General features: G+C 66.0%; 29 protein-coding genes. 13 read left to right on the top strand and 16 right to left on the bottom strand.

The features are described 5' to 3' along the window. Positions 1–99 precede the first annotated feature (99 nt). From HV798_RS20055 to pcp, 3 genes are all read right to left on the bottom strand, one after another. Positions 100–1122: a Bug family tripartite tricarboxylate transporter substrate binding protein gene (locus HV798_RS20055; RefSeq protein ID WP_175193541.1), complete on the bottom strand. Its 1023-nt coding sequence runs from the start codon at positions 1120–1122 to the stop codon at positions 100–102. Between the two features lie 140 nt (positions 1123–1262). Continuing rightward, positions 1263–2150: an alpha/beta fold hydrolase gene (locus HV798_RS20060; protein ID WP_175193542.1), complete on the bottom strand. Its 888-nt coding sequence runs from the start codon at positions 2148–2150 to the stop codon at positions 1263–1265. A 14-nt stretch (positions 2151–2164) separates the two neighbouring features. After that, positions 2165–2812 (bottom strand): pyroglutamyl-peptidase I, encoded by a 648-nt coding sequence (gene pcp / locus HV798_RS20065; protein ID WP_175193543.1) that lies wholly within the window; start codon positions 2810–2812, stop codon positions 2165–2167. A gap of 93 nt (positions 2813–2905) precedes the next feature. On the opposite strand from pcp, the gene HV798_RS20070 reads away from it, so the two are divergent. Further along, positions 2906–3832 carry a LysR family transcriptional regulator gene (locus HV798_RS20070; protein WP_175193544.1) on the top strand — a complete coding sequence of 309 codons (927 nt, stop codon included), beginning with the start codon at positions 2906–2908 and terminating at the stop codon, positions 3830–3832. 63 nt (positions 3833–3895) lie between these two features. Here HV798_RS20070 and HV798_RS20075 read toward each other — a convergent pair whose 3' ends face one another. Then, entirely contained in the window at positions 3896–4732 is an 837-nt protein-coding gene (locus HV798_RS20075; RefSeq protein ID WP_175193545.1) for a DUF4189 domain-containing protein, read from the bottom strand. A gap of 315 nt (positions 4733–5047) precedes the next feature. On the opposite strand from HV798_RS20075, the gene HV798_RS20080 reads away from it, so the two are divergent. Both HV798_RS20080 and HV798_RS20085 read left to right on the top strand, forming a co-directional pair. Next, the gene (locus HV798_RS20080) at positions 5048–5611 is read left to right on the top strand and encodes a hypothetical protein (protein WP_175193546.1); all 564 of its coding nucleotides are present in this window, start codon (positions 5048–5050) and stop codon (positions 5609–5611) included. A gap of 306 nt (positions 5612–5917) precedes the next feature. Then, complete coding sequence (locus HV798_RS20085) at positions 5918–7393, top strand: hypothetical protein (protein ID WP_246288983.1); 1476 nt, start codon at positions 5918–5920, stop codon at positions 7391–7393. 73 nt (positions 7394–7466) lie between these two features. On the opposite strand, the gene HV798_RS20090 is transcribed toward HV798_RS20085, so the two are convergent. Further along, positions 7467–7865: a RidA family protein gene (locus HV798_RS20090; protein WP_175193548.1), complete on the bottom strand. Its 399-nt coding sequence runs from the start codon at positions 7863–7865 to the stop codon at positions 7467–7469. A 136-nt stretch (positions 7866–8001) separates the two neighbouring features. On the opposite strand from HV798_RS20090, the gene HV798_RS20095 reads away from it, so the two are divergent. Beyond that, entirely contained in the window at positions 8002–8925 is a 924-nt protein-coding gene (locus HV798_RS20095; protein WP_175193549.1) for a LysR family transcriptional regulator, read from the top strand. Here HV798_RS20095 and HV798_RS20100 read toward each other — a convergent pair. Beyond that, the gene (locus HV798_RS20100; RefSeq protein WP_175193550.1) at positions 8922–9428 is read right to left on the bottom strand and encodes a hypothetical protein; all 507 of its coding nucleotides are present in this window, start codon (positions 9426–9428) and stop codon (positions 8922–8924) included. The genes HV798_RS20095 and HV798_RS20100 overlap by 4 nt on opposite strands. Before the next feature lie 349 nt (positions 9429–9777). On the opposite strand from HV798_RS20100, the gene HV798_RS20105 reads away from it, so the two are divergent. The 4 genes from HV798_RS20105 to HV798_RS20120 all read left to right on the top strand — a co-directional run bounded on the left by HV798_RS20105 (position 9778) and on the right by HV798_RS20120 (position 12489). Continuing rightward, positions 9778–10212: a RidA family protein gene (locus tag HV798_RS20105; RefSeq protein ID WP_175193551.1), complete on the top strand. Its 435-nt coding sequence runs from the start codon at positions 9778–9780 to the stop codon at positions 10210–10212. Between the two features lie 5 nt (positions 10213–10217). Next, on the top strand, positions 10218–11294 hold the full coding sequence (locus tag HV798_RS20110) for a hypothetical protein (protein ID WP_175193552.1): 1077 nt from the start codon (positions 10218–10220) through the stop codon (positions 11292–11294). A gap of 127 nt (positions 11295–11421) precedes the next feature. After that, entirely contained in the window at positions 11422–11910 is a 489-nt protein-coding gene (locus tag HV798_RS20115) for a type III secretion system chaperone (RefSeq protein ID WP_281360908.1), read from the top strand. Between the two features lie 15 nt (positions 11911–11925). Then, entirely contained in the window at positions 11926–12489 is a 564-nt protein-coding gene (locus tag HV798_RS20120; protein ID WP_175193554.1) for a hypothetical protein, read from the top strand. A 12-nt stretch (positions 12490–12501) separates the two neighbouring features. Here HV798_RS20120 and HV798_RS20125 read toward each other — a convergent pair whose 3' ends face one another. Further along, entirely contained in the window at positions 12502–12936 is a 435-nt protein-coding gene (locus tag HV798_RS20125) for a YybH family protein (RefSeq protein ID WP_175193555.1), read from the bottom strand. 77 nt (positions 12937–13013) lie between these two features. Then, on the bottom strand, positions 13014–14393 hold the full coding sequence (locus HV798_RS20130; RefSeq protein WP_175193556.1) for an NAD-dependent succinate-semialdehyde dehydrogenase: 1380 nt from the start codon (positions 14391–14393) through the stop codon (positions 13014–13016). A gap of 144 nt (positions 14394–14537) precedes the next feature. Here HV798_RS20130 and HV798_RS20135 point away from each other — a divergent pair, with 144 nt between their 5' ends. Next, positions 14538–15500, top strand: coding sequence for an AraC family transcriptional regulator (locus HV798_RS20135; RefSeq protein ID WP_175193557.1), 963 nt, complete (start codon positions 14538–14540; stop codon positions 15498–15500). Positions 15501–15564: 64 nt separating this feature from the next. On the opposite strand, the gene HV798_RS20140 is transcribed toward HV798_RS20135, so the two are convergent. After that, on the bottom strand, positions 15565–15735 hold the full coding sequence (locus HV798_RS20140; RefSeq protein ID WP_175193558.1) for a hypothetical protein: 171 nt from the start codon (positions 15733–15735) through the stop codon (positions 15565–15567). Here HV798_RS20140 and HV798_RS20145 point away from each other — a divergent pair. Continuing rightward, positions 15734–16915 carry a hypothetical protein gene (locus HV798_RS20145; protein ID WP_175193559.1) on the top strand — a complete coding sequence of 394 codons (1182 nt, stop codon included), beginning with the start codon at positions 15734–15736 and terminating at the stop codon, positions 16913–16915. The genes HV798_RS20140 and HV798_RS20145 overlap by 2 nt on opposite strands. Before the next feature lie 179 nt (positions 16916–17094). Next, positions 17095–17769: a class I SAM-dependent methyltransferase gene (locus tag HV798_RS20150; RefSeq protein WP_175193560.1), complete on the top strand. Its 675-nt coding sequence runs from the start codon at positions 17095–17097 to the stop codon at positions 17767–17769. Between the two features lie 51 nt (positions 17770–17820). Here the strand turns inward: HV798_RS20150 and HV798_RS20155 are convergent, their stop codons facing one another. From HV798_RS20155 to HV798_RS20170, 4 genes are all read right to left on the bottom strand, one after another. Further along, the gene (locus HV798_RS20155; RefSeq protein ID WP_175193561.1) at positions 17821–18867 is read right to left on the bottom strand and encodes an ankyrin repeat domain-containing protein; all 1047 of its coding nucleotides are present in this window, start codon (positions 18865–18867) and stop codon (positions 17821–17823) included. Positions 18868–18912: 45 nt separating this feature from the next. Next, the gene (locus HV798_RS20160) at positions 18913–19350 is read right to left on the bottom strand and encodes a hypothetical protein (protein WP_175193562.1); all 438 of its coding nucleotides are present in this window, start codon (positions 19348–19350) and stop codon (positions 18913–18915) included. Between the two features lie 59 nt (positions 19351–19409). Continuing rightward, positions 19410–19775 (bottom strand): hypothetical protein, encoded by a 366-nt coding sequence (locus HV798_RS20165; RefSeq protein ID WP_175193563.1) that lies wholly within the window; start codon positions 19773–19775, stop codon positions 19410–19412. Positions 19776–19899: 124 nt separating this feature from the next. Then, positions 19900–20784: a LysR family transcriptional regulator gene (locus tag HV798_RS20170; protein ID WP_175193564.1), complete on the bottom strand. Its 885-nt coding sequence runs from the start codon at positions 20782–20784 to the stop codon at positions 19900–19902. A gap of 107 nt (positions 20785–20891) precedes the next feature. Here HV798_RS20170 and HV798_RS20175 point away from each other — a divergent pair, with 107 nt between their 5' ends. Both HV798_RS20175 and HV798_RS20180 read left to right on the top strand, forming a co-directional pair. Continuing rightward, positions 20892–22016 carry a muconate/chloromuconate family cycloisomerase gene (locus HV798_RS20175; RefSeq protein WP_175193565.1) on the top strand — a complete coding sequence of 375 codons (1125 nt, stop codon included), beginning with the start codon at positions 20892–20894 and terminating at the stop codon, positions 22014–22016. A gap of 83 nt (positions 22017–22099) precedes the next feature. Further along, positions 22100–23086 (top strand): Bug family tripartite tricarboxylate transporter substrate binding protein, encoded by a 987-nt coding sequence (locus tag HV798_RS20180; protein ID WP_175193566.1) that lies wholly within the window; start codon positions 22100–22102, stop codon positions 23084–23086. A gap of 142 nt (positions 23087–23228) precedes the next feature. On the opposite strand, the gene HV798_RS20185 is transcribed toward HV798_RS20180, so the two are convergent. From HV798_RS20185 to araD, 3 genes are all read right to left on the bottom strand, one after another. Next, complete coding sequence (locus HV798_RS20185) at positions 23229–24218, bottom strand: Bug family tripartite tricarboxylate transporter substrate binding protein (protein WP_175193567.1); 990 nt, start codon at positions 24216–24218, stop codon at positions 23229–23231. A 143-nt stretch (positions 24219–24361) separates the two neighbouring features. Continuing rightward, positions 24362–25072: a ribonuclease activity regulator RraA gene (locus HV798_RS20190; RefSeq protein ID WP_175193586.1), complete on the bottom strand. Its 711-nt coding sequence runs from the start codon at positions 25070–25072 to the stop codon at positions 24362–24364. A 44-nt stretch (positions 25073–25116) separates the two neighbouring features. Beyond that, entirely contained in the window at positions 25117–26847 is a 1731-nt protein-coding gene (gene araD, locus HV798_RS20195) for an L-arabinonate dehydratase (RefSeq protein ID WP_025138523.1), read from the bottom strand. Between the last annotated feature and the right edge of the window lie 58 nt (positions 26848–26905).

The following is a 26905-nucleotide window of genomic DNA, read 5'->3' on the forward strand; positions in this document are numbered from 1 at the left end:
GCTCAACACAAAGAAGACTTTCAGATATGGATATGAAACCGCTGGCGCGCCCGGGGCGTGCCCCGGAGCGTGCTGCCGAACTTCGCGCCCGCCCCTCGCTCAGTCGAGCTTGACGTCGGCCGTCGCGATCACGCGGCGGTAGGTCGCGATATCGTCGCGCACCGTCTGGTCGACCGCCTCGGGCGTGCTCGCCGCAATCGAAAACCCCAGGTTTTCAAGCAAGGCAGCCGTCTGCGGCTCGCGCAGCACCGCCACCACGTCGCGATGAATGCGATCCACCAGCGGCTTGGGCGTGGAGGCCGGCACCACGAAACCCTGCCAGCTTTCCACCGCGTAATCCGCCAGGCCCGATTCCTGGATGGTCGGCACCTCCGGCAGCGCCTTGGACCGGTATGGCGTGGTGACCGCCAGCGCCACCAGCTTGCCCGACCGCACGTTCTCGGTGGCGGCGGCCAGCGTGATCAGCATCGCATCCACGTGCCCGCCCAGCACGTCCAGCATGGCCGGGCCGCCCCCCGGATAGGGAATCTGGTTGGTCCTGGCGCCGATGCGCTCGTTCAGCAGTTCCACCGCCAGGTGTTGCAGGCTGCCGTTGCCACCGGGCAACGCCAGCGAAATCTCGCCGGGCCGCTGGCGCACCAGCGCCACGAATTCCTGGAAGGTCGTCACGCCCAGCCCAGGCCGAACAACCAGCAGTTGCGGGTTGATGACGGCCTTGGTCACGCCTTGCAGATCACGCACGGGGTCGTAGTGCTGCTTGCCGGGCTGCAGCGCATTCAGCGACAGGGCGTCGCCGCCCAGCAGCAGCGTGTAGCCGTCGCCGCGTGCGTGGGCCACGGCCGCATTGCCGATCGCGCTGCTGGCGCCCGGCTGGTTCTCGACCACCACGCTTTGGCCCCACTTCTCGCTGAGCTTCTGCGCCACGGTGCGCGCCAGCTTGTCGGCGCTGCCGCCCGCGGCAATCGGCACGATCAGCTTGACCGGCCGAGTTGGATAACGGTTGGCGTCGTCCCCGACCGCGGGCGCCGCGCCCGTCATGTTGCTCAATAGCCCCGCGCCCACGACCACGCCTGCCGCCAGGCCCAGCGCGGCCTTGAGAACGGATCTACGTTGACTGCCCATCGAAAGACTCCTGGATTCCTTGGTGAAAACCAGGATAGGGGCGCGCCAGGCGGCCACCAAATACCGATAGGCAATGTGGAAATGCCGCGCCGTCGCCGCGGGTGCGGTGTTTGCGGCGGGTGCGGCGCGCGGTGGGTGCCCTACGCCAGAAACGCCAGCATGCGCCGCGCCAGCTCGCGCGGCTGCTCTTCGGGCAGATAGTGGCCGCAGTCCGCCAGCACCCCGCCTTGCAGGTTGCGCGCCAGCGGCTGCAAGGCCTGGTACAGGTCGGGCGCGCTGCCCTGGTCGCCGCCCAGCGCCAGCACCGGCAGCGTCAGCGGCGTCTCGCGCAGCGCCCGGTTCTGGATGGCGTCCTGGTGCGCCGCGCGGTAATAGCCCAGCATGCCGCGCAGGCCGCCCAGCGTCTGGTACACGCGTTCGTATTCGTCGATGTCCTCGCGGCTGAACACGCCCGGCTTGTTCGCCGTCTTGCGGCTGAAGAACCATTCAATCAGCACCCGCTCGCGCCCGGCCAGAAGCGCTTCGGGCAGGTCGGGCACCGTGTTGAACAGAAAATGCCAGCTCTTCCAGTTGTCCGGCCCCAGCTCGATGGCCGGCTTGAGCGTCACGCCCGGAATGTTCGCGTCCAGCAACACCAGGCGTTCGACCTCGTGCGCATGGCGCGCCGCGTACGGGTAGGCGATCCAGGCGCCGATGTCGTGGCCGGCCAGCGCATAGCGCGTCAAGCCCAGCGTATGGAACAAGGCCCGCAGGCGCTCGCCCGCCGTGTGGGTGTCGTAGCCGTCCAGCGGCTTGTCCGAATCGCCCTGGCCTGGCAGGTCCACCGCGTACAGACGGAAATGCGGCGCCAGCAGCGGCATCACGCGGCGCCAGGCGTACCAGCTCTGCGGAAAGCCCGCCAGCAGGATCAGTGCCGGCCCCGCCCCGCCTTCCACCACGTGGTAGCCCAGGCCGTCCACCCGCACGCGGCGATGCCGAAACGGCACGCCGTCCAGCGCGAACACATCGGCGTCATTGAACGCATCCATCTCTGTCACCTCGCTCAATGCAGCGCGCCGCCGCCGGCCTTGATGTCGGCCGTTACCGCCAGCGTCGTCGCCGCCATGATCTTGACCGCTTCGATCAGCGTGTCCAGCGCCAGGCTGGGCTGGCCGGGATGGTGTGCCGCCATTTCCGGCAAGTAAGGCACGTGCACGAAGCCGCCGCGCAGCGCCGGTTGCTCGGTGGCGATGTAGTGCGCCAGGCCGTAGAAAATCGTGTTGCAGTTATAGGTGCCTGCCGTCGACGACACCGACGCCGGCACGCCCGCGGCCCGCAGGTCGCGCACGATGGCCTTGATGGGCAGGGTCGAGAAATACGCCGCCGGGCCGCCTTCGACGACCGGCTCGTCGATCGGCTGGCGCCCTTCGTTGTCGGGAATGCGCGCGTCCACCACATTGATCGCCACGCGTTCGATCGACACGTCGCTGCGGCCGCCGGCCTGGCCCAGGCAGATGACCACGTCCGGCCGGGTCTCGGCAATGGCCTGGCGCAGCACGCCCACCACCTTGCCGATCACGCACGGCAGCTGCCGCGCCACCAGCGTGGCGCCGGCCACCTGCACGCCCTCCAGCCGCCGCACGGCCTCCCACGAGGGGTTCAGCGTTTCGCCGTCAAAGGGTTCGATTCCGGTAATCAATACAGTGGGCATTGCCGCATCCTTGCGTCTGAGTTCTGACGGCCATCGTAGGCGCGCGGCATCGAATTGTTGAAATCGATAATTGATATTCGTACTATTGATTGCATGAATCTATCTGCCGTCGACCTGAACCTGCTGGTCGCCTTCGAAGCCCTCTACGACACCCGCAACGTTACCCAGGCCGGCCAGCGCATCAACCGTGCGCAGCCGTCGGTCAGCAGCGCGCTGGGGCGCCTGCGTCTGCTGTTCCAGGACGAACTGTTCCTGCGCACCGCCGACGGCATGCAGCCCACGCCCAAGGCCACGGCGCTGATGCCCGCGGTGACGGCCGCGCTGGATCACATCCGCGCCGCCCTGGCGCAGGGCGCGGGCTTCGAGCCGCGCACGGCATCCGGGCGGCGCTTCACCCTGGCCGCCAGCGACTACGCCGACGTCGTCATCGTGCCCCACATCGTCGCCGCCCTGCGGCACGAAGCGCCGGGCATCGACCTGCGCGTGGCGCGGCTGGACCGCGCCGCCCTCTACGAACAGCTGGACAACGGCACGGTGGATCTCGCCATCGGCGGCCATCTGGCGCCGCCCAAGCGCATGCTGCAGGAAACGCTCTACACGGAAGATTTCGTCTGCATCGCCGACAAGCGCCACCCCGCCTTGCGCAGCCGCAAGCTGGACCTGGCGCGTTACCTGGCCCTGCCCCACGCGCTCTTCACGCCCAGCGACGACGGCTCGGCCCGCGGCGTGGTCGACGCGGGCCTGGCCCGGCTGGGTCACCGCCGCCGGGTGGCCTGCACCTTTGCCCACATCGTCGCCCTGCCCCACGCCGTGCAGGGCACCGACCTCATCGCCACGCTGGCGCGGCGCGCCGCACAGCGGCTGGCGGGCGACGGCCTGACCCTGCGGCCCTTGCCACCCGAGGTGGACCCGGGCCCGTTCAACATCGACATGGTGTGCAGCCGGCGCGCGCCGGGGGATGCGGCGCTGGGGTGGTTGCAGGGGGTGGTTCGGCAGGCGGCCGCACGGCTGAATGAATAAAAGCCGGACCCAGTTTCCTGGATCCGGCTTCCTCTGTCCGGCTTGGCTTGCGAGGTCAGCGCCTCAATTGGGCTTTTCCTCGAAGCCCGCATACCCGTCGATGTATGCCCGGCCCGAGCAACGCACCATGGCCACGCAGTTCGGCGCGCCGGTCTTGCTGCTGCAAACGTCGCGGGCCGCATCGCGCGCCGCCTTGGGATCCGGGTTCTGCGCCGTGAAGCCGGTGCCGCGGCCCTTGCTGCCCTTGGCCCAGGCCAGGCCCACGCAGGTATCGGTGTAGGTCAGCACCTTGGTGCAGCCCTCGCAGTCTTCCCACTCCAGCAGCTTGCTGATGGCGTCCTTTTCGTTGGGATAGCCATCGGCATACGACAGGCCGCCGCTGTTCGATTCGGCAATGGCGCCCCAGTACTCGCGGTCGTTCAGCTTGGCCGACAGCGCTTCGAGCTGGGCGGGCGTGGCGGTCTTGGGGGCTTGCAGGTCTTGTGCGCTGTAGCCCGGGCCCACGCACAGCGGCATCGTGGCCAGGCGGCACTTGCCGTCCGGGCTGCCGGCCGTGCAGCGACGCATCGCCTTCTTGGCAGCCAGTTCGGGCGACACGCTGTTGCCGGGAAACAGGTCGTTCGACGTGAGGTTGCGCGCATACACCATGCAGCTGTCCGAGAACCAGCTCAGCGATTTGCAATCCTTGCCGCCGGCACGGCGGCATTCGGCCACCCCGGCCGCTTCCGCTTCCTTGCCCGTGTCTTCGGGCAGCGCCCAATAGATCTTGGCGTGCTTGCCGTCCGTGGCGATGCCGCCATACAGCGTGTCTGCATGCGCAGCCGGGGCAAATACCCCCGCCATCAACGCAAACGCGGCAATGGCCGAGCGAATCATCGGAACAAATCGGGCAAGCATCATCGTCGTTATCCGGATCGAGTGGATTTGGCGGCCATGATCTTAACAAGCGAGTTACGCCTTCCGTCCCCCTTGCAAACCGCCCCCAGGCATATTGAGTAACAAATTTCACAGCAATCTGAAAGAAGCTGACCCCGATTTCCGGTAAAAATGGCGGACTTTTCTTAAGCAGGCAGTCAGCCTGCGGCCATCCTCCCGGCTTGACAGGGCTGACGGCCGCACCCCCGCTTGTCACGAAGAGAAACAAACACGTTGCGCGCCCTGGCTCCGGCCAACCGCCGCGCCCGTCCGACCGCAACGGAGCATCGCCCGCACACCATGACGTCGCCCTTGAATGCCTTTCCCCGCCGGCCGTTCCGGCTTGCCGCAGGCCTGATCGCCGCCGCCAGCCTGGCCGGCTGCGCCCCGATGCCCACCGGGGGCAGTTCGTCCCTGCCGTCGCTGGGCAAGGTCTTCAGCGAAGGCCTGTCGTTCTCGCCCAGCGTCAACGTGGCTCGCAACATGGAAGGCCGTTCGATCAACGACGCCATCGCCGCCCTGGGCGAACCGTCCAAGAAGCGCGCCGTCGGCAACACGATGGAATTGGAATGGTCCGACTACCAGACCGCGCCCTACCAGGAATGGGTGGTCACCGGCACCAGCCAGCAGGTGGTGGGCATGATTCCCGCCAGCAACACCACGGCCGCCACGCCGGTTTTCCAGCAAAGCAGCACCGGCTACATGCAGAACCGCTCGCGCGTCTATGAATGCAAGGTGCTGATGCGCATGAAAGACAGCGTCATTGTCGGTTCCACCGTCGATGGCAATGTCTGCCCGGAATTCATTGCGGCGCTGCGTAAATGGGCCGGCGAAAACGAAGCGCGCAATTATGTCGTGAAATAAGCGCGCGGGCGTGCCCGGCAATAACCGCGGAACCGGCGTAATCCATGCGCTTGCATCCGCGGCATTCAGTTTCTGGAAAGCACGCATTTTGTCGACATTATTTCCCCGCCAAAGATAATCGCGGCAGTGGTAAATAATCAATCGCGCGGGCCCATTAATTTTCCGCCGCGCCTGCCGTTAGTCATTCTGAATATCCCCGGCACGATCACTGGGCAGCTGTTGCCCGCCTGGATTACCGCAGACATGACTACGATCTCCTCTTCACTGCCCCCGCTCGTCATCGCGCCGCCAGCGCCGGCGAGCGGCGTGTCCCGCGTTACCAACGTCAACCGCAGCCCCGAGCCGCCCGCGTCCACTTCGGTCACCCTGGGACAGCAATCGACCGGCGTGCTGACCTATTCGCCCAGCACGCTTTCCGCCAACCCGGTGCAGGAACCCGACGCCCTGTCGTCGCTGATGTCGGACAACGTCCGCTCGTCGTCCCTGACCGGTCAGTTCAAGGGCCTGGCCGCCGCGCTGCTGTCGCGCTTCCAGACCGATGGCGGCAACTACTCGCAATCGGTCCCCGCGACTCGCTCGGCCGCGGCCGTGGACGGCGTGGATGGGCCCCAGGCCCAAGCCCAGGCGGATAACTCGGTGGCCCTGCGCATCACCACCGCCAGCGGCGCCAAGGTCAACATCACGCTCGACAGCAATGCAAAGGGCCTGGCCGTGCAGATCGACGTGGGCGACGCCAAGCTCACCGAGGCCGAGCGCAATGCCATCGCCGGCTTGTCCAAATCGTTCCAGGACGCCGTTGACGGCCTGGCGTCGGTGCCGCCCAAGCTGGCTCTCGGCGCGTTGTCCAAGATCGACACCAACGTCCTGTCGTCGGTGTCGCTGGAAGCCACCGTCGGCGCCGAAGGCCCGGACCAGGTCAGCTTCAAGTTTCAGGCCGACGCAGGCCAGCGCGCGCTGACCGTCAAGACCCTGGCCGGTTCCGCCCAGATCAACGTGGATGTCAGCAAGCCCGCCCAGTTCGGCAGCGCCCAGCAGCAATCCGCGGCCATCGACAGCTACCTCACCAAATTCGACAGCGCCCAGAAGCGCGGCGAAGGCGATGCCGCCTTGATGTCGTACTTCAAGCAAGGCTTCTCGGACCTGCACCGCAGCTATGGCGCCTGGTCGCCCCAGGGCGCCACCAACCGCCTGGGCCCACCGGCTGAAGTCCACCGCACCATGCTGTCCGGCCTGGCCGACTTCTCCGCCTCGGTCAACCAGGCACCCGTCGCGTCCAACCCGGCTCAGCCGCGCGAACTGGACACGTTCTCGTACCAGACCTCGCAGAACACCCGCAGCAGCGGCCGCCCGCAGTTCGACCTGGCCATCACGCAACAGCAGCAGTCGTCGCTGAGCGCCAGCTTCCATCGCGCGCTGTCGCTGGACCAGAAGCTGAACCTGACCACGGACCCGGATTCGCAGAACTACGCTTTCTACCAGATCCGCGACAACTACGAGAACAAGACCGACATCGGCTACGAAGACGGCAAACTGGCCAAGGCCTCGTTCACCGAGACCAGCACGCTGTCCACCACGGTCTCCAAGTTCGTCAAGGGCAAGCTGGTCGACCAAAGCGCGATTCCGTCCACCCAGACCCGTTCGCGCGACCTGATGGAGCTGCTGCGCGCTGCGGACCTGGATGCTCCGCTCAAGGACACCACGACCCCGCGCGACCAGGTCGAGGCCGCCTTGATCCGCAAGCAGGAAGACCTGGCCCAGGCCGTGGCCCGCGCCCGCGGTTAATCCCCGCTTCCCGCGCAACGGCAAAGGCGCCCCTCGGGGCGCCTTTGTCTTGTCCGCTTTTATCCGCGCACGGCTACGCGCCTTCGGGCAGCTTCGCAATCACCTTGATCTCGAAGTCAAAGCCGTAGAGCCACGTCACGCCCACCGCTGTCAGCGTCGGGTGCGGCGCCTGGCCCCAGTAGTCCGGCACGACTTGCCAGATGGTCTCGAACCTGGACGCCGGGTCCACCATGAACACGGTCACGTCGACCACGTCTTCAAACGTGGCGCCCGCCGCCTTCAAGATGGCGTTCAGGTTGTCGAACGCGAGCCGCACCTGGGCCTGCAGGTCCGGCTCGGGCGAGCCGTCTTCGCGGCTGCCCACCTGGCCCGACACGAACAGAAAACCGTTGGACCGGATGGCCGGCGAGTACCGGTTGCGGTCATACAGCGCCTGGCGCCCTGCCGGAAAAACCACATCACGTGTTGCCATTCAATTGCTCCCAAGGGCATCCGCCCGCATTGATCATGCAGGCACTTTACGGACCCCTTGCCGCGCGATAAACGCGCAACCCTGCCCATCACTGTTTGTAAAATGCAAACAATCCCCCTCAGCCCCCGGAGTGGCAATGGACCGTTTCGATGCCATGCAGGCATTTGCCCGCGTCGTGGAAACCGGCAGCTTCACCAAAGCGGCCGACACCCTGCACATGAGCAAGACCAGCGTCACGCAGCTGGTGCAGCAGCTGGAAGCGCGCTTGCGCGTGCGCCTGTTGAACCGCACGACCCGCAAGGTCAATGTCACCGCTGACGGCGCGGTGTACTACGAACGCGTGCTGCGCCTCCTGGCCGACATGGACGACGCCGAGACCAGCCTATCCAGCGCGGCCGCGGTGCCGCGGGGCCGGCTGCGGGTCGACGTGCCCAGCCCGCTCGCCCGCATGATTCTGGCGCCCGCCCTGCCCGCCTTCCATGCCCGCTACCCCGACATCCAGCTGGACATGGGCGTCAGCGACCGAATGGTGGACATCATCGGCGAGAACGTCGATTGCGTCGTGCGCGGCGGCGAGCTCACTGACCAGTCGCTGATCGCGCGCCGCGTCGGCGACCTGCAACTGCGCGTGTACGCGGCGCCCAGCTATTTGCAGCACGCCGGCAAGCCGGTGCATCCGGCCGACCTGGAAGATTCCCATCACCGCATCGTCGGCTTTCTGTGGTCGCGCACCGGCAAACCCCTGCCCTACGCCATGCGCCGCGGCGACGAAAGCGTGCACGCCCAGGGCCGCTACATCGTGGCCATGGACGACGGCAATGCCTACCTGGCAGCCGGGCTGGCCGGCATGGGCATATTGTGGTTGCCCGACTACATGGCCCTGGAACACTCGGCCCGAGGCGAATTGGTGCCCGTGTTCGAAGACTGGAAGCTGGACCCCATGCCCCTGTACATCGCCTATCCGCCCAACCGGCATGTCAGTGCCAAGCTGCGGGTGTTCATCGAGTGGGTCGCGGAATTGATGGCGGAACATGCGCCGCTGATGCGGCCCGGCGCCTAACCGAACCACGGTACGGTGTCGATGCGGGCGGTGACATCACCTGCCCCCGCCGGCTGGATGACCAGTTCCGCAGCCGGGTCCTGGTCATCTTCGTACGACACCGCAAACTGCCGCAACGTGACCCGATACACCCCAGGCCCCACGGGTAGTTGCAGCTGTTCGTCGCGGGTGGGCAGTTCATCGTCGAACTGCGCCGCCATGGTCAGCTGCGAGTAGTCGGTCAGCCAGAGCCCGCCTTCGCCCACGCGCACCAGGCCGGACACCGTGCGCCAGGCTGCCCCCGGCGACGCCGCATCCGCGATGCGCAAAGACGCATCGGCCAGATCCGGCCCGGGAAACGCCGCAAACAGCGTCTGCGCATTCATCTGCCGCACAAAGCGTTCGAGCACCTGGGCAAGCGTCCAGTCTTCGTGCACATACCCCTGATAGGTATCGGGGCAGACCAGCGCAACGAAGCCGTCTTCATCGACATGGGCGTGCAATTCGAACGGGGTAAGGCTCATGGCGGGGTTTCCTGTGCGTGGGGCCGTACAGCAATGGCGACAAACGAGTATCCGCCAAACGCCGGCAACGGGACAAGCTCGTATCGACCGCAGTTTCTTCAATCACTTGCGCCCGCCCGGCACCGACGACGCGGCATCTTCACCGCCGATCGGGCGCCGATGGCGGCCGCATCCGCAGGAACGTCAGCGGAATTTGAAACATCGACAAACGTTGTGTTTATCAATCCTGCGATGCCCGCGCCTGAATTTGGTTAGCATTCACCCGCAAAAACGCAAAAGAAATACCCCTCGGCGCCATGCATTCAAACCGACGGCCGAATGAATCCGCCCCCCTTCACCAAGGCCCCCCATGACCCACATCGACCGCCTGCGCCTGCCCGACGATGACCCCACGTTCGGCGGCAACCGCATTTTCGACCTGTTCCAGTATTCGCCTGCCGTCACGGCCAACGGCATGGTGTTCATTGCCGGACAGATCGGCCTGCGCGCCGACGGCACGATTCCCGAATCGGCCGCGGAACAGGCCGACCTGGCGTTCCAGCGCATTCAGGCCATTCTGGCGCACCTGGGCCTGGACTTCACCGATGTCGTCGAGCTGGTGACCTATCACGTGGACGTGGGCGCGCAGCTGGCCGACTTTCGCGCCGTGAAGGAAAAATATATCCGTTCGGATTTTCCGGCCTGGACGATCCTGGGCGTCGCGGCCCTGGCCCGGCCCGAACTGGTGATCGAAATCAAGGCGATTGCCGCCACCCGACCTGCCGAACCCCGCCAAAAGGACTGAATCCCATGCCGTTGACTTCCCTGCTTGCCCGCGCCTGCCTGCTCGCCGTGTTCGCCCACGCGGCGGCGTCAGCCCATCCGACGGGTCAACCGGAACAGGAGTCCGCAGAAGCGTCCTGGGACCAAAAGATGGACCAGCGCCGCGCCAGCATCGACGCCCTGCTGGGCAAGGCGCGGCAGGACGGCATGGCGCTGCTGGTGATTCCCACCCTGAACCTCGATGCCCAGGGCAAACGCGATTTTCATGACCCGGCCACGCGGATGCGGTTCATGCAGCAAAGCAGCACCATGATGCATTGGAATCACAAGGCCGATGACGGCTACGCGATCTCGGTCGGCCATGCCGAGCACGAGGCCGACATTCCCGACCTGGGGCCGCTGTTCCAGACCCCGCGCGGCAAGCTGACGTACCAGGTGATTCCGGTCTGGCCGGGCGAATACCGCTTGAATCGCATTGCCTACCACCAGATGGACGCCACCCCGCCCAAGGCCGTCAGAAGCATTCCGGTGGCCGACATGCTGGCCAAGGTCGGCATCGCCGAACTCACCCCCACCACCGACCGGGACTTCAAGAAGACCGCCCCCTGGTCCAACTTGGCCGAACAAGGGGACGACGGCCTGGGCCAGGGTTGCGGCCTGGTGCTGCGCCTGGGCGGCGGCTGCGACGAACTGGCCCGCGTGTTCCGCTGGGACGCAAGCGCGCGAATCGCGCTGCAACAACGCCAGGCCGAGGCCGTCCAGGTGCCGGGGGTCGACGTGCTGCTCAGCTTTTCGCCCATCGCCGACATCACCCTGCACAAGGGCGAAGCCGTGCTGACCGATGGCTTCGTGCTGCTGGACGACCAGCCCGTGCTGGCCAAGAACCTGTGCGAAACATCGCTGGATTTCGTGCGCTGCGCGGTGCAGTCGATCACCGTGCAACGCCTGCCGGCCAGCCTGGATGATTTTCGCCTGGCGCCGGGCGCCGACACCTTCAACCTGCCCCAGACGCATGCGGCCCTGCGCGACCTGGTCTACCGCGCGCCGAACGTGCACGCCAAGCCGGTGGCGGGCGGGTCACCGAATCTGCTGCGGGCGCAGTGAACCAGACTTGCCTCTGGGTCCATTGGCATACGAGCGTCGCGGCATCATGAGCCTGAAGAATTAGAGGCGCATCGGAACCGCAAGCCCTCCTGCGTTACTAAGGCCTTACCTATCACAAGGAGGGTCTATGGACGCCAATACGTCTGGCACCGTGAAAGCATGGATTTCCCGGTTGGAAGCCGCCATGGGAATTACCATCGGCGCAACCGATGAAGGCGCATTCGCACTGCGAACCCAGGGCGGCGCCCCCGTCGTCATCGAACCTGTTGCCGGCCAGATGGGGCTGATCCTGTCGGGCCAGATCGGCGCGGTTGACGACGCCACGCCCGCCCCGCTACTGCTTGCCCTGTTGGCCGCCAACCTGGTTCCGGGCATGGTGGCCCCCAGCAGCATCGGCCTGCAACCTGAAGACCGCACGCTGGTGTTGCGCCTGCTCTGGACACCCGGCGAAGCCGGCTGGACGCAAGACGGCTTTTTCAATGTACTCAGCGCGTTTGGCGAACAAGTGGACGCCTTGGCCGCCGCCATCACCAGCCGCAGCATCGAACAGCTGCTGCCGTCGAAAACCCCCGGATCGGATACGGCGCCTGCCCAGGGCCCGGCCCATTTCGCCTGAACAGGAAGCGACACCATGAGCACGCCTTTCGACAGTATCCGCAGCCTGTTCCGGCCCACGACCACCGCGCCGACGTCCTTGCAAGGGGCAGACACCGCGCTGAAGAAGATGGATACGGCCCTGGACACCTCCTCCAAGGTCGCCGACACCTTCATGAAAGAAGGCATTCCGAAGATGACCACCGGCCTGTTCCTGAGCAAGATGGGCATCGTCGGCAGCTTCGTCAGCACGGCCCGCGCCTACCAGGAGGGCGACGCCAGCGCCATGTTCGCCGGCGGCGCCAAGATCGTCGGCGCGATGGGCACCGGCCCGCTCGCCAATGTCGCCGACGGCATCAACAATGGCGTGGACCTGATCAAGGGCCTGGACCAGGGCGACATGCAGAAAGTGACGTTCGCCGGGGCAAAGCTCTGCCTGAACCTGGCGGCCGGCGGCTCGGCGCCCGCCATGCTGCTGCTTGGCGCAAGCGAGTTCGCGTTCGACGCCATCAAGAACAACCCTGACGGCTTCCGGCTGCACAACCAGGAAACCCAGCGCATGATGCGCGGTGGCGTCGACGACAACTACATCGGCGCCTGACAGCCGCAGCGGTCAAGTCCCCTGGCCATTACGCAGCACGGGCAGCCCCGTACGCGGATTTGTCAGGGTGACATTTTCCAGGGCCTTGATGCGCCACTCGCTGCCTTGCCGCGTCAGGACGGCCAGAATCAGCGTATCGACCGAGTGCGCGCCGGCCGGGTGGGCAGCGCCGGCGGCCAGGCGGCTCCAGAAATGCATGGCCACCGCGTCCTGGCCGATGGGCACCACGTCGATCAGCTCGTTCTCCAGCGTGGAATCGCGATAGATCGTGGCGTGGATGGGCGCATGCAGTTCGATGATCTCATCGACGCCGCGCACATAGTGGCCAAACCGGTTCACAAAAGTCGCATCGGCCTGGAACAGCGCGCCGAACGCCTGCATGTCGTGGCGATTCCACGCAGCCTGGAAGGCGTGGGGGATGTCTTCGGGTTGTTTCAACGGGGTCATGGGCGTCGCTCCGGCAGATGCCAACCTTTTATCGCAGTTGGCGACCTGCCGGCAAACTCGCGCCATGCATCCGCCCCCTACTTGTCCAACCCCGCCATCAACACATATTTCACCTCGACGTATTCCTCGATCCCGTAATAGCTGCCCTCGCGCCCATAGCCGGAATGCTTGACCCCGCCAAAAGGCACCGAGGCCGTTCCGACCGAACCGGAATTGAGCATCACCATGCCGGACTCGATGTTGCGTGACAGCCGGAAGGCCCTGGCCAGGTCGCGGGTGTACGCATAGGCGACCAGGCCGTATTCCGACGCATTGGCGCGCTGCACGACCTCGTCTTCGGTGTGAAAGCGGTAGATGGGGAACACCGGCCCGAAGATTTCGGTGTGTGCGATGCGCATGCTGTCGTCCAGGCCGGCCAGCACCGTGGCCGAATAGAACAAGCCACCCTTGGCGTGCGGCTCGCCGCCCAGCACGACCTGCCCCCCAGCGGCCCTGGCGTCGTCGACCAGCGCGGCGACCTTGTCGATGCCGGCCTGGTTGATCATCGGCCCCACCACGAAGTCTTCCTGCAAGCCCTGGTCTACCCGGATGCGCGCGACTTTCTCGGCCACCGCGGCCACGAAACGATCGTGGATGGCGTCCTGTACGTAGATGCGGTTGGGCGAGATGCAGACCTGGCCCGAGTTGCGCAGCTTGGCTGCCACCAAGGCGGTGGCGGCGTCTTCCAGGCTGGCGTCATCGAACACGATGAACGGCGCATTGCCGCCCAGTTCCAGCGTCATTTTCTTCAGGTCCCGGGCGCAGGCCGCGGCCAGCAGCTTGCCCACGGCGGTCGAGCCGGTGAACGAAAGCTTGCGGATGCGCGGGTCGCCCGTGAACTGCTCGCCGATTTCCTTGGGGTTGCCGGTCACCATCTCGAACACGCCTTCGGGAATGCCGGCGCGGCGGGCGTATTCCAGCATCTTGTAGGCCGTCAGCGGCGTCAGTTCGGACGGCTTGATGATCATGGTGCAGCCGGCGGCCAGGGCCGTCGCGATCTTGCGCGCGATCATCATGAAAGGGAAATTCCACGGCGTGATGGCGGCGGTGGGCCCCGCCGGTTCCTTCACGACCAGCACCTGGGCATTGTCGGCGTGGGACGGGATGGTGTCCCCATACACCCGCTTGGCCTCTTCGGCATACCACTCGATGAAGCCCAGGCCGTAATCGATTTCGCCCAGGGCCTCGACCCGGCATTTGCCGTTTTCCTTGACCAGGAGGTCGGCAAACGCCGCCCTGTCGGCGCGGATCAGTTCAAACCAGCGGCGCAGCAGGTCGCCGCGTTCGCGCGCCAGTTTGCGCGACCAGGCGGGAAACGCAGCGCAAGTGCGGTCGATGGCGGCCTTGACCTGGGCCACATTCAGGTCGGGCGCGGTGCCGACCAGGGAGCCATCGGCGGGATTCAATACGTCGATCATGATGTTTACCGTCCTATCGGGGTGAAAAAGTATGGATGGAATGATAGGATTGCCAACATCAATAATCGATGGCCTATAGTCTCGTTTTATTGCCTAAAACTATTGGTCTGAATATTTTTACCTAGCTCACGCGCGGTGCCCCCAATGCCCGACCACCCCACCCCCGACTCCGCGGCCCTTCCGGCGCAACGCCAGCGCATGGCCACCCTGCTGCAAGCCCTGGCGCCCCAAGAGGGCTACAACCTGACCGTGCTGCCGGACGTGCGTTTCCTGCGCTCGAACCGCCCCTTGAGCTCGGTGCCGGTGCTGTACGACCCGGGCATCGTCATCGTGTGCCAGGGCCGCAAGCGCGGCTACTTCGGCGGGCAGACCTATGTCTACGACGAACGGCAATGCCTGGTGGTGTCCGTGCCGGTGCCCTTCACGATGGAAACCGACGCCAGCCCGGAGGAACCGCTGCTGGCCATCTACATGCACCTGGATTTCAAGCTGGCCGCCGACCTGATGCTGCAGATCGATCAGGCTGGCGGCTTCAAGGCGGCCGAACCCAAGGGCATGCTGTCCAGCCCCATGGACGGCCCGCTCAGCGCCTCGGTGCTGCGCTTTCTGGAAGCCATGGGCTCGCCGATGCAGGCGCAGATCCTGGGCCCGTCGCTGGTGCGCGAAATCTATTTCCACATTCTCACGAGCGACCAGGGGCCATCGATGCGCGCGGCGCTGACGATGCAGGGGCAGTTCGGCAAGGTGGTGCGGGCGCTGCGCCGCATCCACGCCTCGTTCAAGGAGGCGCTGGGCGTGGATCAACTGGCCCGCGAGGCGGGGATGAGCGTGCCGGCCTTCCATGTGCACTTCAAGGCGGTCACCGGCACGTCGCCGATGCAGTACCTGAAGTCCACCCGGCTGCATCAGGCACGGTTGCTGATGGTGCGCAACGCCATCACCGCGGCCGCCGCCAGCGCCGACGTCGGTTACGACAGCCCGTCGCAGTTCAGCCGCGAATTCAAGCGCCTGTTCGGGCGCAGCCCCGTGGAAGAGGTCAAGCGCATGCGCGCCGAATTCGCCGTGCCGCCGGCATTTGCGGCCTCGGCGTACGTGTCATCGCACTGACGGCGAACATGACAATCCGTTGACAGTTTTATCGTGCTGCCGATAGATCGCTGCAAGCTGGCGTTCAGGCCGCGTCACTACAATCAGGAAGTTCCAGGTCGTTGATTTCCGCAGGAAAATCCCCCTGGCTGGCGTGCTGAAATAGTTGTTCACGCCAGCTTGCAGCTTGATGGGAACTCTGCCCGACCTGCACTGATCCATACTGATTCCTGCCGCTTTTCGATTCGTATTTCATGCCGTCTTCCCAGCAGTCGCCGAATCAGCCTCACCCAGGCGGGATTCGCATCGAAGTCCCCGATTCACGCCAGGCCGCCGCCGCGCTGGACGCGGCAGAGCAGTTCCTGTCCGGGTTGGGCCTGCGTGCCGCCTCCCACAGCGATCTCTTGACCGGCCCCGTTCCGGGCGTGCACGCTGCGGTGAACGCGGGATTCGCCGCCACCTACCTGCCCGACCACGACACCACCGGCATCGCCCGCGCGCTCAGCCTGCGCACCGACGCCAATGCGGCGGACCTGGACCGCGAGATCGTGCTGACCATGCTGGCCAGCCCCGTCGCCTTCACCTTCCCCACCGTGGCGGAATGGGAATCGGCCGTGCGCATCCGCCGTTACATCGTGCAGGCCGCCAGCAAGACCGCGCTGGCCTTCGACACCGAACATGCCGAGCGGCCCGACGACTACTTCACCTATGACGAAGCACGCGGTTTCACGGTGCTGCCGGGGCGCTCGCTGATCGACGGCCTGCGCAAGGCGACGCAACCCGAGGCCTCGGGCCAGCTGTATTCGTTCTCGTGCTACCGGGCGACGGAATACGTCACCGTGCTGGGCATTGCACAGGAACTGCACAGCGCCAACCCCGACCTGGCGCGGCGCCTGCAACGCCAATGGGAAACCCGCGCCGTCATGTCCGGCAGTTTCCACGAAACCTTCCTGCACGAATACGGCTCGCTGGCCGAACCCCTGCCGCAACGCTTCTACGTGCCGGGCGACCGCCTGTGGTTCCGCAACCCCGACGCCGAATCGTCGGACGTCGAAGGCTACGAGGGGTCCTGGGTGTTCTACCTGGGCGGCGGCCAGTTCAACAATTTCTGGGAACGCGGCGTGCCCTACACGCTGACGTCCAAGTGCGTCGAGATCTTCCATTGGCGCGACGGCCTGCGCACCGACGCGGCCGGCAAGCGCTACATGGACGAAGACGTCGTCAAGGCCCGCGTGCATGACACGCTGGCCGACCCCGAGGCCACCGCCGCGATTCTGGAACGCATGATGCGCATCCGCGATCCGCAGGGCGTCTACGACCAGGGCGGCTGCATCGACGCCACCCGCGAACGCGTGCGCTGGGTGCGGCCGGGCCATAGCGACATTGCGCTGCCGGACTTTCCAGGATCGGCGCGGCCGCTATCCATCGCGGCCTGACCGGATGGGCATGACATGACCGCAGCGTGATCCGCTGCGGTCATTTTTCATTGTCGACCGCCAAAGCGCCGTGCCGGCAGGCCATCCCGTCTCTTGACGTGCCGCTTATCACGCAACATCATATGTTATATGATATGCGCCTGCCGTCATGGCTCACGCGCCCCATCCCCGGAGTCCCCATGTCCTTTTCCAATTCCCCTGGCGCCTCGGAAGACTACGCAGAACGCGTTGCCCGCCACGTGCCCGGCCTGCGCGACCTGCACCGCATGGTGGGCCTGCTGATGGCGGAACACGTGCCCGACAACGGTCGCATCCTGGTACTGGGCGCCGGCGGGGGGCTGGAATTGAAAGCCCTGGCCGACACACGGCCGGGCTGGCAACTGGACGGAGTGGACCCATCGGCCGAGATGCTGCGCCAGGCAACCGATACGCTGGGCGCCCAGGCGCCGCGCGCCACCCTGCACCAAGGCTATATCGACGACGCCCCCGACGGGCCGTTCGACGGCGCCACCTGCCTCTTGACGCTGCATTTCCTGCCGCACGAAGAGCGGCTGAGAACCGTGCGGGAAGTAGCCCGGCGGCTCAAGCCCGGCGCCCCCTTCATCGTGGCCCACCACAGCTATCCGCTGGACCGCCAGGACGCCTGGCTGGCCCGCAACGCGGCCTTCGTGGTGGCCGCGGGCGTGCCGGCAGCACAAGCGCAGAACAGCATCAAGACGATGAAGGAAAAACTGCCGGTGCTGGACCCCGCCGACGACGAAGCGGTACTGCGTGAGGCGGGGTTTGAAGAGATTGAACTGTTCTACGCGGCGTTCACATTCAAGGGGTGGACCTGCCGCAAGAAAGATCGATAGGCACACAACGCAGCCCCCTCATGCCGCAATGCTCCAGATCGCCGCACAGCCTTACCGACGGTAATCCACCGCAGGCAAGGCAACGGGCTTCGGATTGCGCGCTACCCATTGCACCGCCAATTCGCACAGCAGTACGGGCTCACCCGATTTTTGCTTGATCGCTTTGGCGGTGACGGCGGCCGCCTCCAGCCGTTCGGCAGGCAACGAGGTGCCTGAACCCAGATGCCCGAGCAGCGCATCGACCATGCGACGAAAGTCTGCGTCCCAGTTCACGCCGCCGTTGCCGTCGAGTTCGTTGGCGATGCGGCCTGAAAGACGGATCACTTCGCCCTGCACGGTGGCCGCTGGCCCGTTTGAAGGAACCAGCAAGTCCCATAGCGCTTCGTGCTGGTCTTGCCAGGCGCCTGCCTTGACGACGATGGGCGAACGGCCGTCGTGCATGGCGCGCCGCGGGACCGGGGCCACGGCGAACAGGCGGTACAGCTGATCGAGCGCGGCGCTGTACTCGTCCACCGAATCACGATTGAAGCCGGCGCGATGGAATTCGAACTGCGTGCCGATCCGCGTGATGAATGCTTCCATGCGCGGCGTCTGGCGTGCGCCGGCCGCCAGCATGACGGGCGCCACCTTGGCGATGCCGACAATGCCGGTGTTGCTGCAGCGCTGCAGCGCCCATTCCAGCGGCGTGAGGCCGTCGGCCGTCAGCGCGTCAGGGTTGGCGCCCCGCTGCAACAACAGGCGAACGTTGTCCGCATGGCCGACGCCGCAGGCTTTGTGCAGCGCCGTGCCGCGCCCACCCTCGCCGCTATGTACGTCTGCGCCCAGGTCCAGCAGGATGTCCAACCGGCCCTGCCAATGCCCGGCGCGCGACTGCAAGGGCGTGTCGCCGTAGCTATCTGCCGCGGAAACATCCGCGCCCTGCTCCACCAGCCAGCGGCAGAGTTCGTCGGGAAACTCATTGAACGCCAAGGCGGTCTGCTTGGAATAGCCGCCTCGGGCATCCACGCTGCACGCTGCGAATACCGCCTTCAAGGCATCGACATCGCCTTCGGCCAGCAAATCATCAAAGTTCTTGGGCAGCAGTTTCTTCAGTTTCATGGTGTGGTTGGCGTGGCAGCGAGACGGCTTGATCGAGGCAGGGAGTCAGACCTTGGCCAGGAACGCGTCCGCGTCGCCGGCTTCGCACTTCCATTCTGCAAACACGCCCACCAGGTTGCAGTCGACGCAGCGGCAGCCGATGTAGTACCAGCGCACGTCGTTGCTGTCGGCATAGAGCGCCACGCCGGACATCAATTCGAAGGTGTCTTCGTCGCACACGCAGACATGGCCGCCCAGGTCGGCCTCGTCGGCGAATTCGGCGCTGTCGCCCATGAAATGGACGACCCCGCACTCGGCGCAGGTGCGCTGGGCGACGCCGGCTTCTTCGTCGGATTCCAGATTGAACGTGCGGTTGCCGCAGGTGCACACCGATTGCGCGTAGCGGGTGGCGGGATATTCATCGTGGCTGAACTTGGCGATCTCGGTCTTGATGTCTTCGGGCGAGGTGCCGTACCAGTAGTCGCCTTTTTTCTTCAGTGTCATAGCGTTCCAGGAAAATTGATGGATCCCAAGATCCGATGTGAGAAATGGCCTGACCGTTCCTAGCGCTTGCCGAAATCCTTCTGCTTGAAATCGGTTTCGCCACGGTAGCCGTACATCTGCGAGACCTTCTGGAAATCGTCGGGTGAAAAGCCCGTCCAGGAATAGTTGCGGATGTTGCGTTGGGTTTGGGTATCGCGCACTCGCTGAAGGTGTAGCGCGAACACATAGTCTCTGCGGATGATCAGAAAGGCAATCAGGCCCAGCACGATGGTGGCGACGTGGAACGTCGGGGTATTGATGTGGCGGTCAACCGTGTAGCGATAGGCGTAGTTGAAAACCAGCGACAGCAGGCCGACGGCGATGACCAACTGCCCCAATTGCGAAAACAGCCACTTGGGTTTGTTCTGGATAGTGACGATCATCATTACCTCTCTCGGGCATTTCGGTGATGCAGGCCGGAAGACTTGCCGGAAAATGGGCTTGCCAGCATTCAGCCCGGCCGTAGTGTGCCCCAACGCCGCCCGCGATGGACCGTCAAAAAACGGTTTGTTACCCCTTGGCCAAGGCCTCGGCCAGGGCCAGGGCATGCGCCAGGAAGGGCGATTTATCGTCCTTGCGGTAGCTGGCGATGACCGGCGAAACAAACGCGTCGGCGTCGATGCGCACGTGGGCCACGTCGCGCCGCTGCAGGCGTTCGACCGACGCCGGCACCACGGTCACGCCCAGCCCGGCAGCCACCAGGCCGATGGCGGTCTGCAATTCGTTGGCCTCTTGCACCACCTGCGGCGCATGGCCGGCGGCGCGGAACAGGCCCAGCACATGGTCGGCGAAGTTGGGCCGCGGGCGGGCCGGGTACAGCACAAAGGGTTCCTGGGCCAGGCGGTCGACCGAGACGCTGGCGCTGCCGGCCAGCGCGTGGTGCAGCGGCACGGCGGCCATCAAGGGTTCGGTCATCAGCACGCGCCGTTCAATCGCCGGGTCATCCAGCAGGATGCGGCCGATGCCCAGGTCGATGCGGCCGGCCTTCAGGGCTTCCAGTTGCGGCAGCGTGGTCATCTCGGCCAGGCCGACTTCCACCAGCGGGTCGGCGCTGCGCAGTTGGCGAATCAGTTCGGGCACGAAGCCATACAGGGTGGACGGCACGAAGCCGATGCCGAACCAGCGGCGCTGGGTCTGGCCCAGCCGGCGGGTGCCTTCCAGCACTTCGTCCAGCCGCGCGGTCAACAGGCGCGATTGTTCGAGCAGGAAGCGGCCGGCCTCGGTCAGGCGCAAGGCCCGGGTGGTGCGTTCGAAGAGCGCCACGCCCAGTTCTTCTTCGAACTGGCGGATCTGGCGGCTGAGCGGGGGCTGGGCCATGTGCAGCCTTTCGGCGGCGCGGGTGAAGCTGCCCTCTTCTGCCACCGCCTGGAAGTACCGAAGTTGCCTGAGTTGCATGGCTTATTCAGACCTGAAAGGTATCAATAGAGACCGATATAGTCTTGGACTTTGCCTCTGCGCGCAAGCGATACTGCGGCCTATTGTTCAAACTGGCTGTAAAAAGTATGAATCCGGTAAGCATAGTCTCGGTCGAAGCGGTCTTGGTGGACCTGCCGACCATCCGCGCCCACCAACTGGCCATGGCGGTGATGCAGCGCCAGACGCTGGTGATCGTGCGGTTGCGCTGCAGCGACGGCATCGAGGGCATCGGCGAAGCCACTACCATCGGCGGCCTGTCGTACGGCGAGGAAAGCCCGGAAGGCATGAAGCTGGCGATCGATACCTATCTGGCACCTGCGCTGGCAGGCCTGGACGCGGCCAACATCCACGGCGCGATGCGGCGCCTGGAAACCGTGGCGCGCGGCAACCGCTTTGCCAAGTCGGCGCTGGAAAGCGCCCTGCTGGATGCCCAGGGCAAGCGCCTGGGCGTGCCGGTGTCGACGCTGCTGGGCGGCGCCGTGCGCACCCGCCTGCCGGTGCTGTGGACGCTGGCCAGCGGCGATACCGCACGCGACATCGAAGAAGCCGAGTCGTTGCTTGCGAGCCGCCGCCACAATACGTTCAAGCTGAAGGTCGGACGCCGTGCGGTGGCCGACGACGTGGCGCACGTGTCGCGCATCAAGCAGGCGCTGGGCGACCGCGCCCGCGTCACGGTGGACGTGAACCAGGCCTGGAACGAGGCCGACGCCGCCGGCGCGATCGCGCGCCTGGAAGCGGCCGGCGTGGACCTGATCGAGCAGCCGATTCCGCGCGCCAACCTGGCCGGCATGGCCCGGCTGGCCGCGCGCTTCGTGGTGCCGATCATGGCCGACGAGGCCATCAACGGCCCCGAAGACGCGCTGGACATCGCCCGCCTGGGCGCGGCCGACGTGCTGGCACTGAAGATCGCCAAATCGGGCGGCATCTATGAAATGCTGCGCACCGCCGCAGTGGGCGACGCGGCCGGCATGTCGCTGTATGGCGGCACGATGCTGGAAGGCTCGGTAGGGTCGATCGCCTCGGCCCACGGCTTTGCCTGCCTGCCGCGCCTGTCGTGGGGCACCGAATTGTTCGGGCCGCTGCTGCTCAAGGACGACATCGTCGCCAACCCGCCGCGCTACACGGATTTCGAGATGGAGATCCCCAGCGGCCCCGGCCTGGGGCTGGAACTGGACGAAGACAAACTGACTTTCTACCGCAGGGGCAACTGACCGCCCCCTGCCCGATCACCCCCGCGCGCACGGCCTGCCGGCCGATGCGCCGACAACAATAATTCAAGCACTACGGAGACAGCATGCCAATTCGCCACGCCTTCAAACACCTTGCCCGGGCCTGCATGGGCCTGGCCCTGCTGGGCGCCGCCTGCGGCGCCTATGCCGACGGCTACCCGGACCGCCCGGTCAAGTGGATCGTGCCGTTCCCGCCGGGCGGCGCAATGGACAGCATCGCCCGCACGCTGGGCGAATCGATGGGCAAGCAGCTCAATACCTCGTTCATCGTCGAGAACCGCGCGGGCGCGGGCGGCAACATCGGCGCGGCCAGCGTGGCGCGGTCCAAGCCGGACGGCTACACGATCCTGATCGTGGCCAACGGCATGGCCGTGAACCCGGCGCTGTACGCCGACCTGAACTACGACCCGATCAAGGATTTCGCACCGATCTCGCTGCTGGCGGTGGTGCCGAACGTGCTGGTCACCAACCCGGCGCGCAATGACGTCAAGAGCGTGGACGACGTGATCGCCAAGGCGAAGGCGCAGCCCAACCACTACACCTTTGCCTCGGCCGGCGTGGGCACGTCGATCCACCTGGCGGGCGAGCTGTTCGTGTCGATGGCCAAGATCGACATGCTGCACGTGCCGTACAAGGGCAGCGGCCCGGCCATCGCCGACCTGCTGGGCGGACAGGTCGACTACATGTTCGACAGCATCACGTCGGCCAAGCCGCACATCGAAGCCGGCAAGCTGCGCGCGCTGGCCGTGACCACCAGCAAGCGTTCGGCCGCCCTGCCCAACGTGCCCACGGTGGCCGAAAGCGGCCTGCCCGGCTACGAACTGATGCCCTGGTTCGCCGCCTTCGCCCCGGCCGGCACGCCGCCGGAAGTGGTGGCCAAGCTGAACGCCGCCATGCGCCAGGCGCTGAACGAGCCCAAGGTCAAGGCCACGCTGGATTCGATCGGCGCGGAATCCATCGGCGGCTCGCCCGACGAACTGCGCGACCACCTGGCCAAGGAAACGGCGCAGTGGAAGGTGCTGGTCAAGGAACGCAACATCAAGATCAATTGAGCACGTTGATCGCTTGAACGAAAGCCTCCGGGCTTTCCGTGCACGCCGCCGCCTGGCGCGCCGTATCCAGCAGCACCACGATACCGTCGTGGATGTCCGCATAACCGGGGGGATTGGCGGCGAGCTTACCCGCCCCCCTCTTCTACTCCACCGTCGCCCCCGACTTCTTCACCACTTCCGCCCAGCGCGGAATCTCGGTGGCCATCAGGGCGCGCAGTTCGTCGGGCGTGCTGCCGACCAGTTCCATGCCCATGGTCTTGCCCAGCTTTTCCTGCACGTCGGGTTCTTTCAGGATGACGGCGATTTCCGCGGCGAGCTTGTCCAGGATGGGCTTGGGCGTCCCCTTGGGCGCGTAGACGGCCTGCCACGAGGCCATCTGGAAGCCGGGCACGCCCGCTTCCTGCATGGTGGGCACGTCGGGCGCGAGCGAGATGCGGTCTTTCGTGGTGACGGCCAGCAGCTTGAGCTTGCCGGTCTGCAAGAGCGGCAGCGCGGCGGTCATCTGGTCGAACATGAAGGTGACCGCGCCCGAGGACACATCGACCATGGCGGGCGGCGTGCCCTTGTAGGGCACGTGCGTGAGCGGCACGCCGATCATGCCGGCGAACAGCTCGCCGGCCAGGTGGGTGGACGTGCCGGCGCCGGACGAGGCGAAGGTGCGCTTGGAGGGGTCGCGCTTGAGCAGCGCGATCAGGTCGGCGACGGAATTGACGCCCAGGTTGGGGTCCACCAGCAGCACGTTGGGCAGGTAGGCGATCAGCGAGACGGGCTCGAAGTCCTTGACCGGGTCGTACTTCAGGTTCTTGTACAGGCTGGCGTTGATGGCGTGGGTGCTGATGGTGCCGCCGAACAGCGTGTAGCCGTCGGGCGCGGCCTTGGCCACGTAGGTGGCGCCGATGCCGCCGGCCGCGCCGGGCTTGTTCTCGACGATGACGTTCTGGTGCAGCCGGTCGCCCAGCTTTTGCGCCAGCACGCGGCCGACCACGTCGGTGGACCCGCCCACGGTGAACGGCACCACATACGAGATCGGCTTTTGCGCGGGCCACTCGGCGGCGAAGGCCGGCAGCGCCAGCGCGCCCAGCAGCGGTCCTGCCAGCAGCGCGGCCAGCGCGCTGCGACGTTGCGTGTTCATGGTTTGTCTCCTGCCTTGTCTATGTAATCAGGCATGGGCCGCCGGCGGGATTGTCGGCGTGTGCATGGCCCGTTTTCAGCGCCGCCCGGCCAAGGCTCGACGGCCTTGTCGGTAGTGCCTGGCGGCGTGTGCTGCGTGGCGCCTCAGCGGCCGTGCTGCTGGCGCCAGGCGGCGAACTTGTCCTTCGTGCCGGGGTCGGTGGGCGGGTACAGGCCCAGGATGGACGCGCCGTCCTGCACCTGGCTGGTGACGAAGTCTTCGAAGGCGGTCATTTCCACCGCTTCGACGGCGATCTCGTCGGCCAGATGCGCCGGGATGATGACCACGCCCTCGCGGTCGCCCACCACGATGTCGCCGGGGAACACGGCCACGTCGCCGCAGCCGATGGGGGCATTGATGTCCAGCGCCTGGTGCAGCGTCAGGTTGGTCGGCGCCGACGGGCGGTTGTGATACGCGGGAAAGCCCAATTCGGCGATTTCGGGCGAATCGCGAAAGCCGCCGTCGGTGACCACGCCGGCCACGCCGCGCTTCATCAGGCGGGTGACCAGGATCGAGCCGGCCGAGGCCGCACGCGGGTCCTTGCGGCTGTCCATGACCAGCACCGCGCCCGCCGGGCAGGTCTCGACCGCGGCGCGCTGCGGGTGCGCGCGGTCTTCGAACACCTTGATGGTGTTCAGGTCTTCGCGGGCGGGGATGTAGCGCAGCGTAAACGCGGGGCCGACCATGTTGGGCAGCGTGGCGTTCAGCGGACGCACGTCCTGGATGAACTGGTTGCGCAGGCCGCGCTTGAACAAGGCGGTGCACAGCGTGGCGGTGCTGATGCCGGCCAGGCGGGCGCGGGTTTCGGGATTCATGTCGGACACGTCGGAAGCTCCAGGGATCGGATGCGAAAACAGGTTCAGAAGATTTCGGGTTCGGGCACGGGTGCGCCGAAGCTGGTTTCCAGGAAGTCGAAATCGCAGCCTTCGTTGGCCTGCAGGATGTGTTGCGAATACATCCAGCCGTAGCCGCGCTCGTAGCGCTTGGGCGGCGGTGTCCAGGCGGCGCGGCGCGCGGCCAGTTCTTCGTCGCTGATGTTCAGGTGGATGCTGCGGGCCGGCACGTCGACGGTGATGAGGTCGCCGGTCTTGACCAGCGCCAGCGGGCCGCCGATATAGGCTTCGGGCGCGGCGTGCAGGATGCAGGCGCCGTAGCTGGTGCCGCTCATGCGGGCGTCGGACAGGCGCAGCATGTCGCGCACGCCCTGTTTCACCAGCTTGGTGGGAATGGGCAGCATGCCCCATTCGGGCATGCCCGGCCCGCCTTGCGGCCCGGCATTGCGCAGGATCATGATGTGGTCGGCGGTGACGTCCAGGTTCTCGTCGTCGACCGCGGCCTTCATGCTGGGATAGTCGTCGAACACCAGCGCGGGGCCGGTGTGCTGCAGGTATTGCGGCGCGCAGGCGCTGGGCTTGATGACGCAGCCGTCGGGCGCGATATTGCCGCGCAGCACGGCCAGCGCGCCTTCGTCGTAGATGGCGGTGTCCAGCTTGCGGATGACGTCGTCGTTGTAGACCTCGGCACCCGCGATGTTCTCGCCCAGCGTCTTGCCGGTGACGGTCAGCGCGGACGGGTCCAGGTGGTCTTGAAGGCGCGACATCAGCGCCGGCAGGCCGCCAGCGTAGTAGAAGTCTTCCATCAGGTACTTGTCGCCGCTGGGCCGGATGTTGGCAATGACGGGCACCTTGCGGCTGGCGGCGTCGAAGTCGTCCAGCCCCACGGGGTGGCCGGCGCGACGCGACATGGCCACCAGGTGCACGATGGCATTGGTGGAGCAACCCATGGCCATGGCTACGTTGATGGCGTTCTTGAACGAGGCCAGCGTCAGGATGCGCTGCGGGGTCAGGTCTTCCCAGACCATGTCGACCACGCGGCGGCCGCATTCGGCCGACATGCGCATGTGGCCGACGTCGGCCGCGGGAATGGACGAGGCGCCCGGCAGGGTCATGCCGATGGCTTCGGCGATGGCAGTCATGGTGCTGGCGGTGCCCATCGTCATGCAGGTGCCGTAGCTGCGGGCGATGCCGCCTTCGACTTCGGTCCATTGTTCCTGGGTGATCTTGCCGGCGCGGCGTTCGTCCCAGAGCTTCCAGGCGTCCGACCCGGAACCCAGGATCTTGCCCTTCCAGTTGCCGCGCAGCATGGGGCCGGCGGGCACGTAGACACAGGGCAGCCCGGCGCTGATGGCGCCCATGAGCAGGCCCGGGGTGGTCTTGTCGCAACCGCCCATGAGCACGGCGCCGTCGACCGGATGGCTGCGCAGCAGCTCTTCGGTTTCCATGGCCAGCATGTTGCGGTAGAGCATGGTGGTGGGTTTGACGAACGATTCCGACACGGAAATGGCCGGCAGTTCCACCGGAAAGCCGCCCGCCTGGAACACGCCGCGCTTGACGTCTTCGACCCGCTGCTTGAAGTGGCTGTGGCAGGGGTTGAGGTCGGACCACGTATTGATGATGGCGATGATGGGGCGATTGACCCAGTCTTCGGGGGCATAGCCCATTTGCATCATGCGGGAGCGGTGACCGAACGAGCGCAGATCGTCTTTGGCCATCCAGGCGGCGCTGCGCAGGCTTTCGTAGGTGCGTTTCATAGGCGGGAGCAAGGGGAAAAGGGACGGGGCGGAATCGTAGACAGGCCATTTAAACACT

Source organism: Achromobacter deleyi (genome assembly GCF_902859705.1).
GTDB lineage: Bacteria > Pseudomonadota > Gammaproteobacteria > Burkholderiales > Burkholderiaceae_B > Achromobacter > Achromobacter deleyi.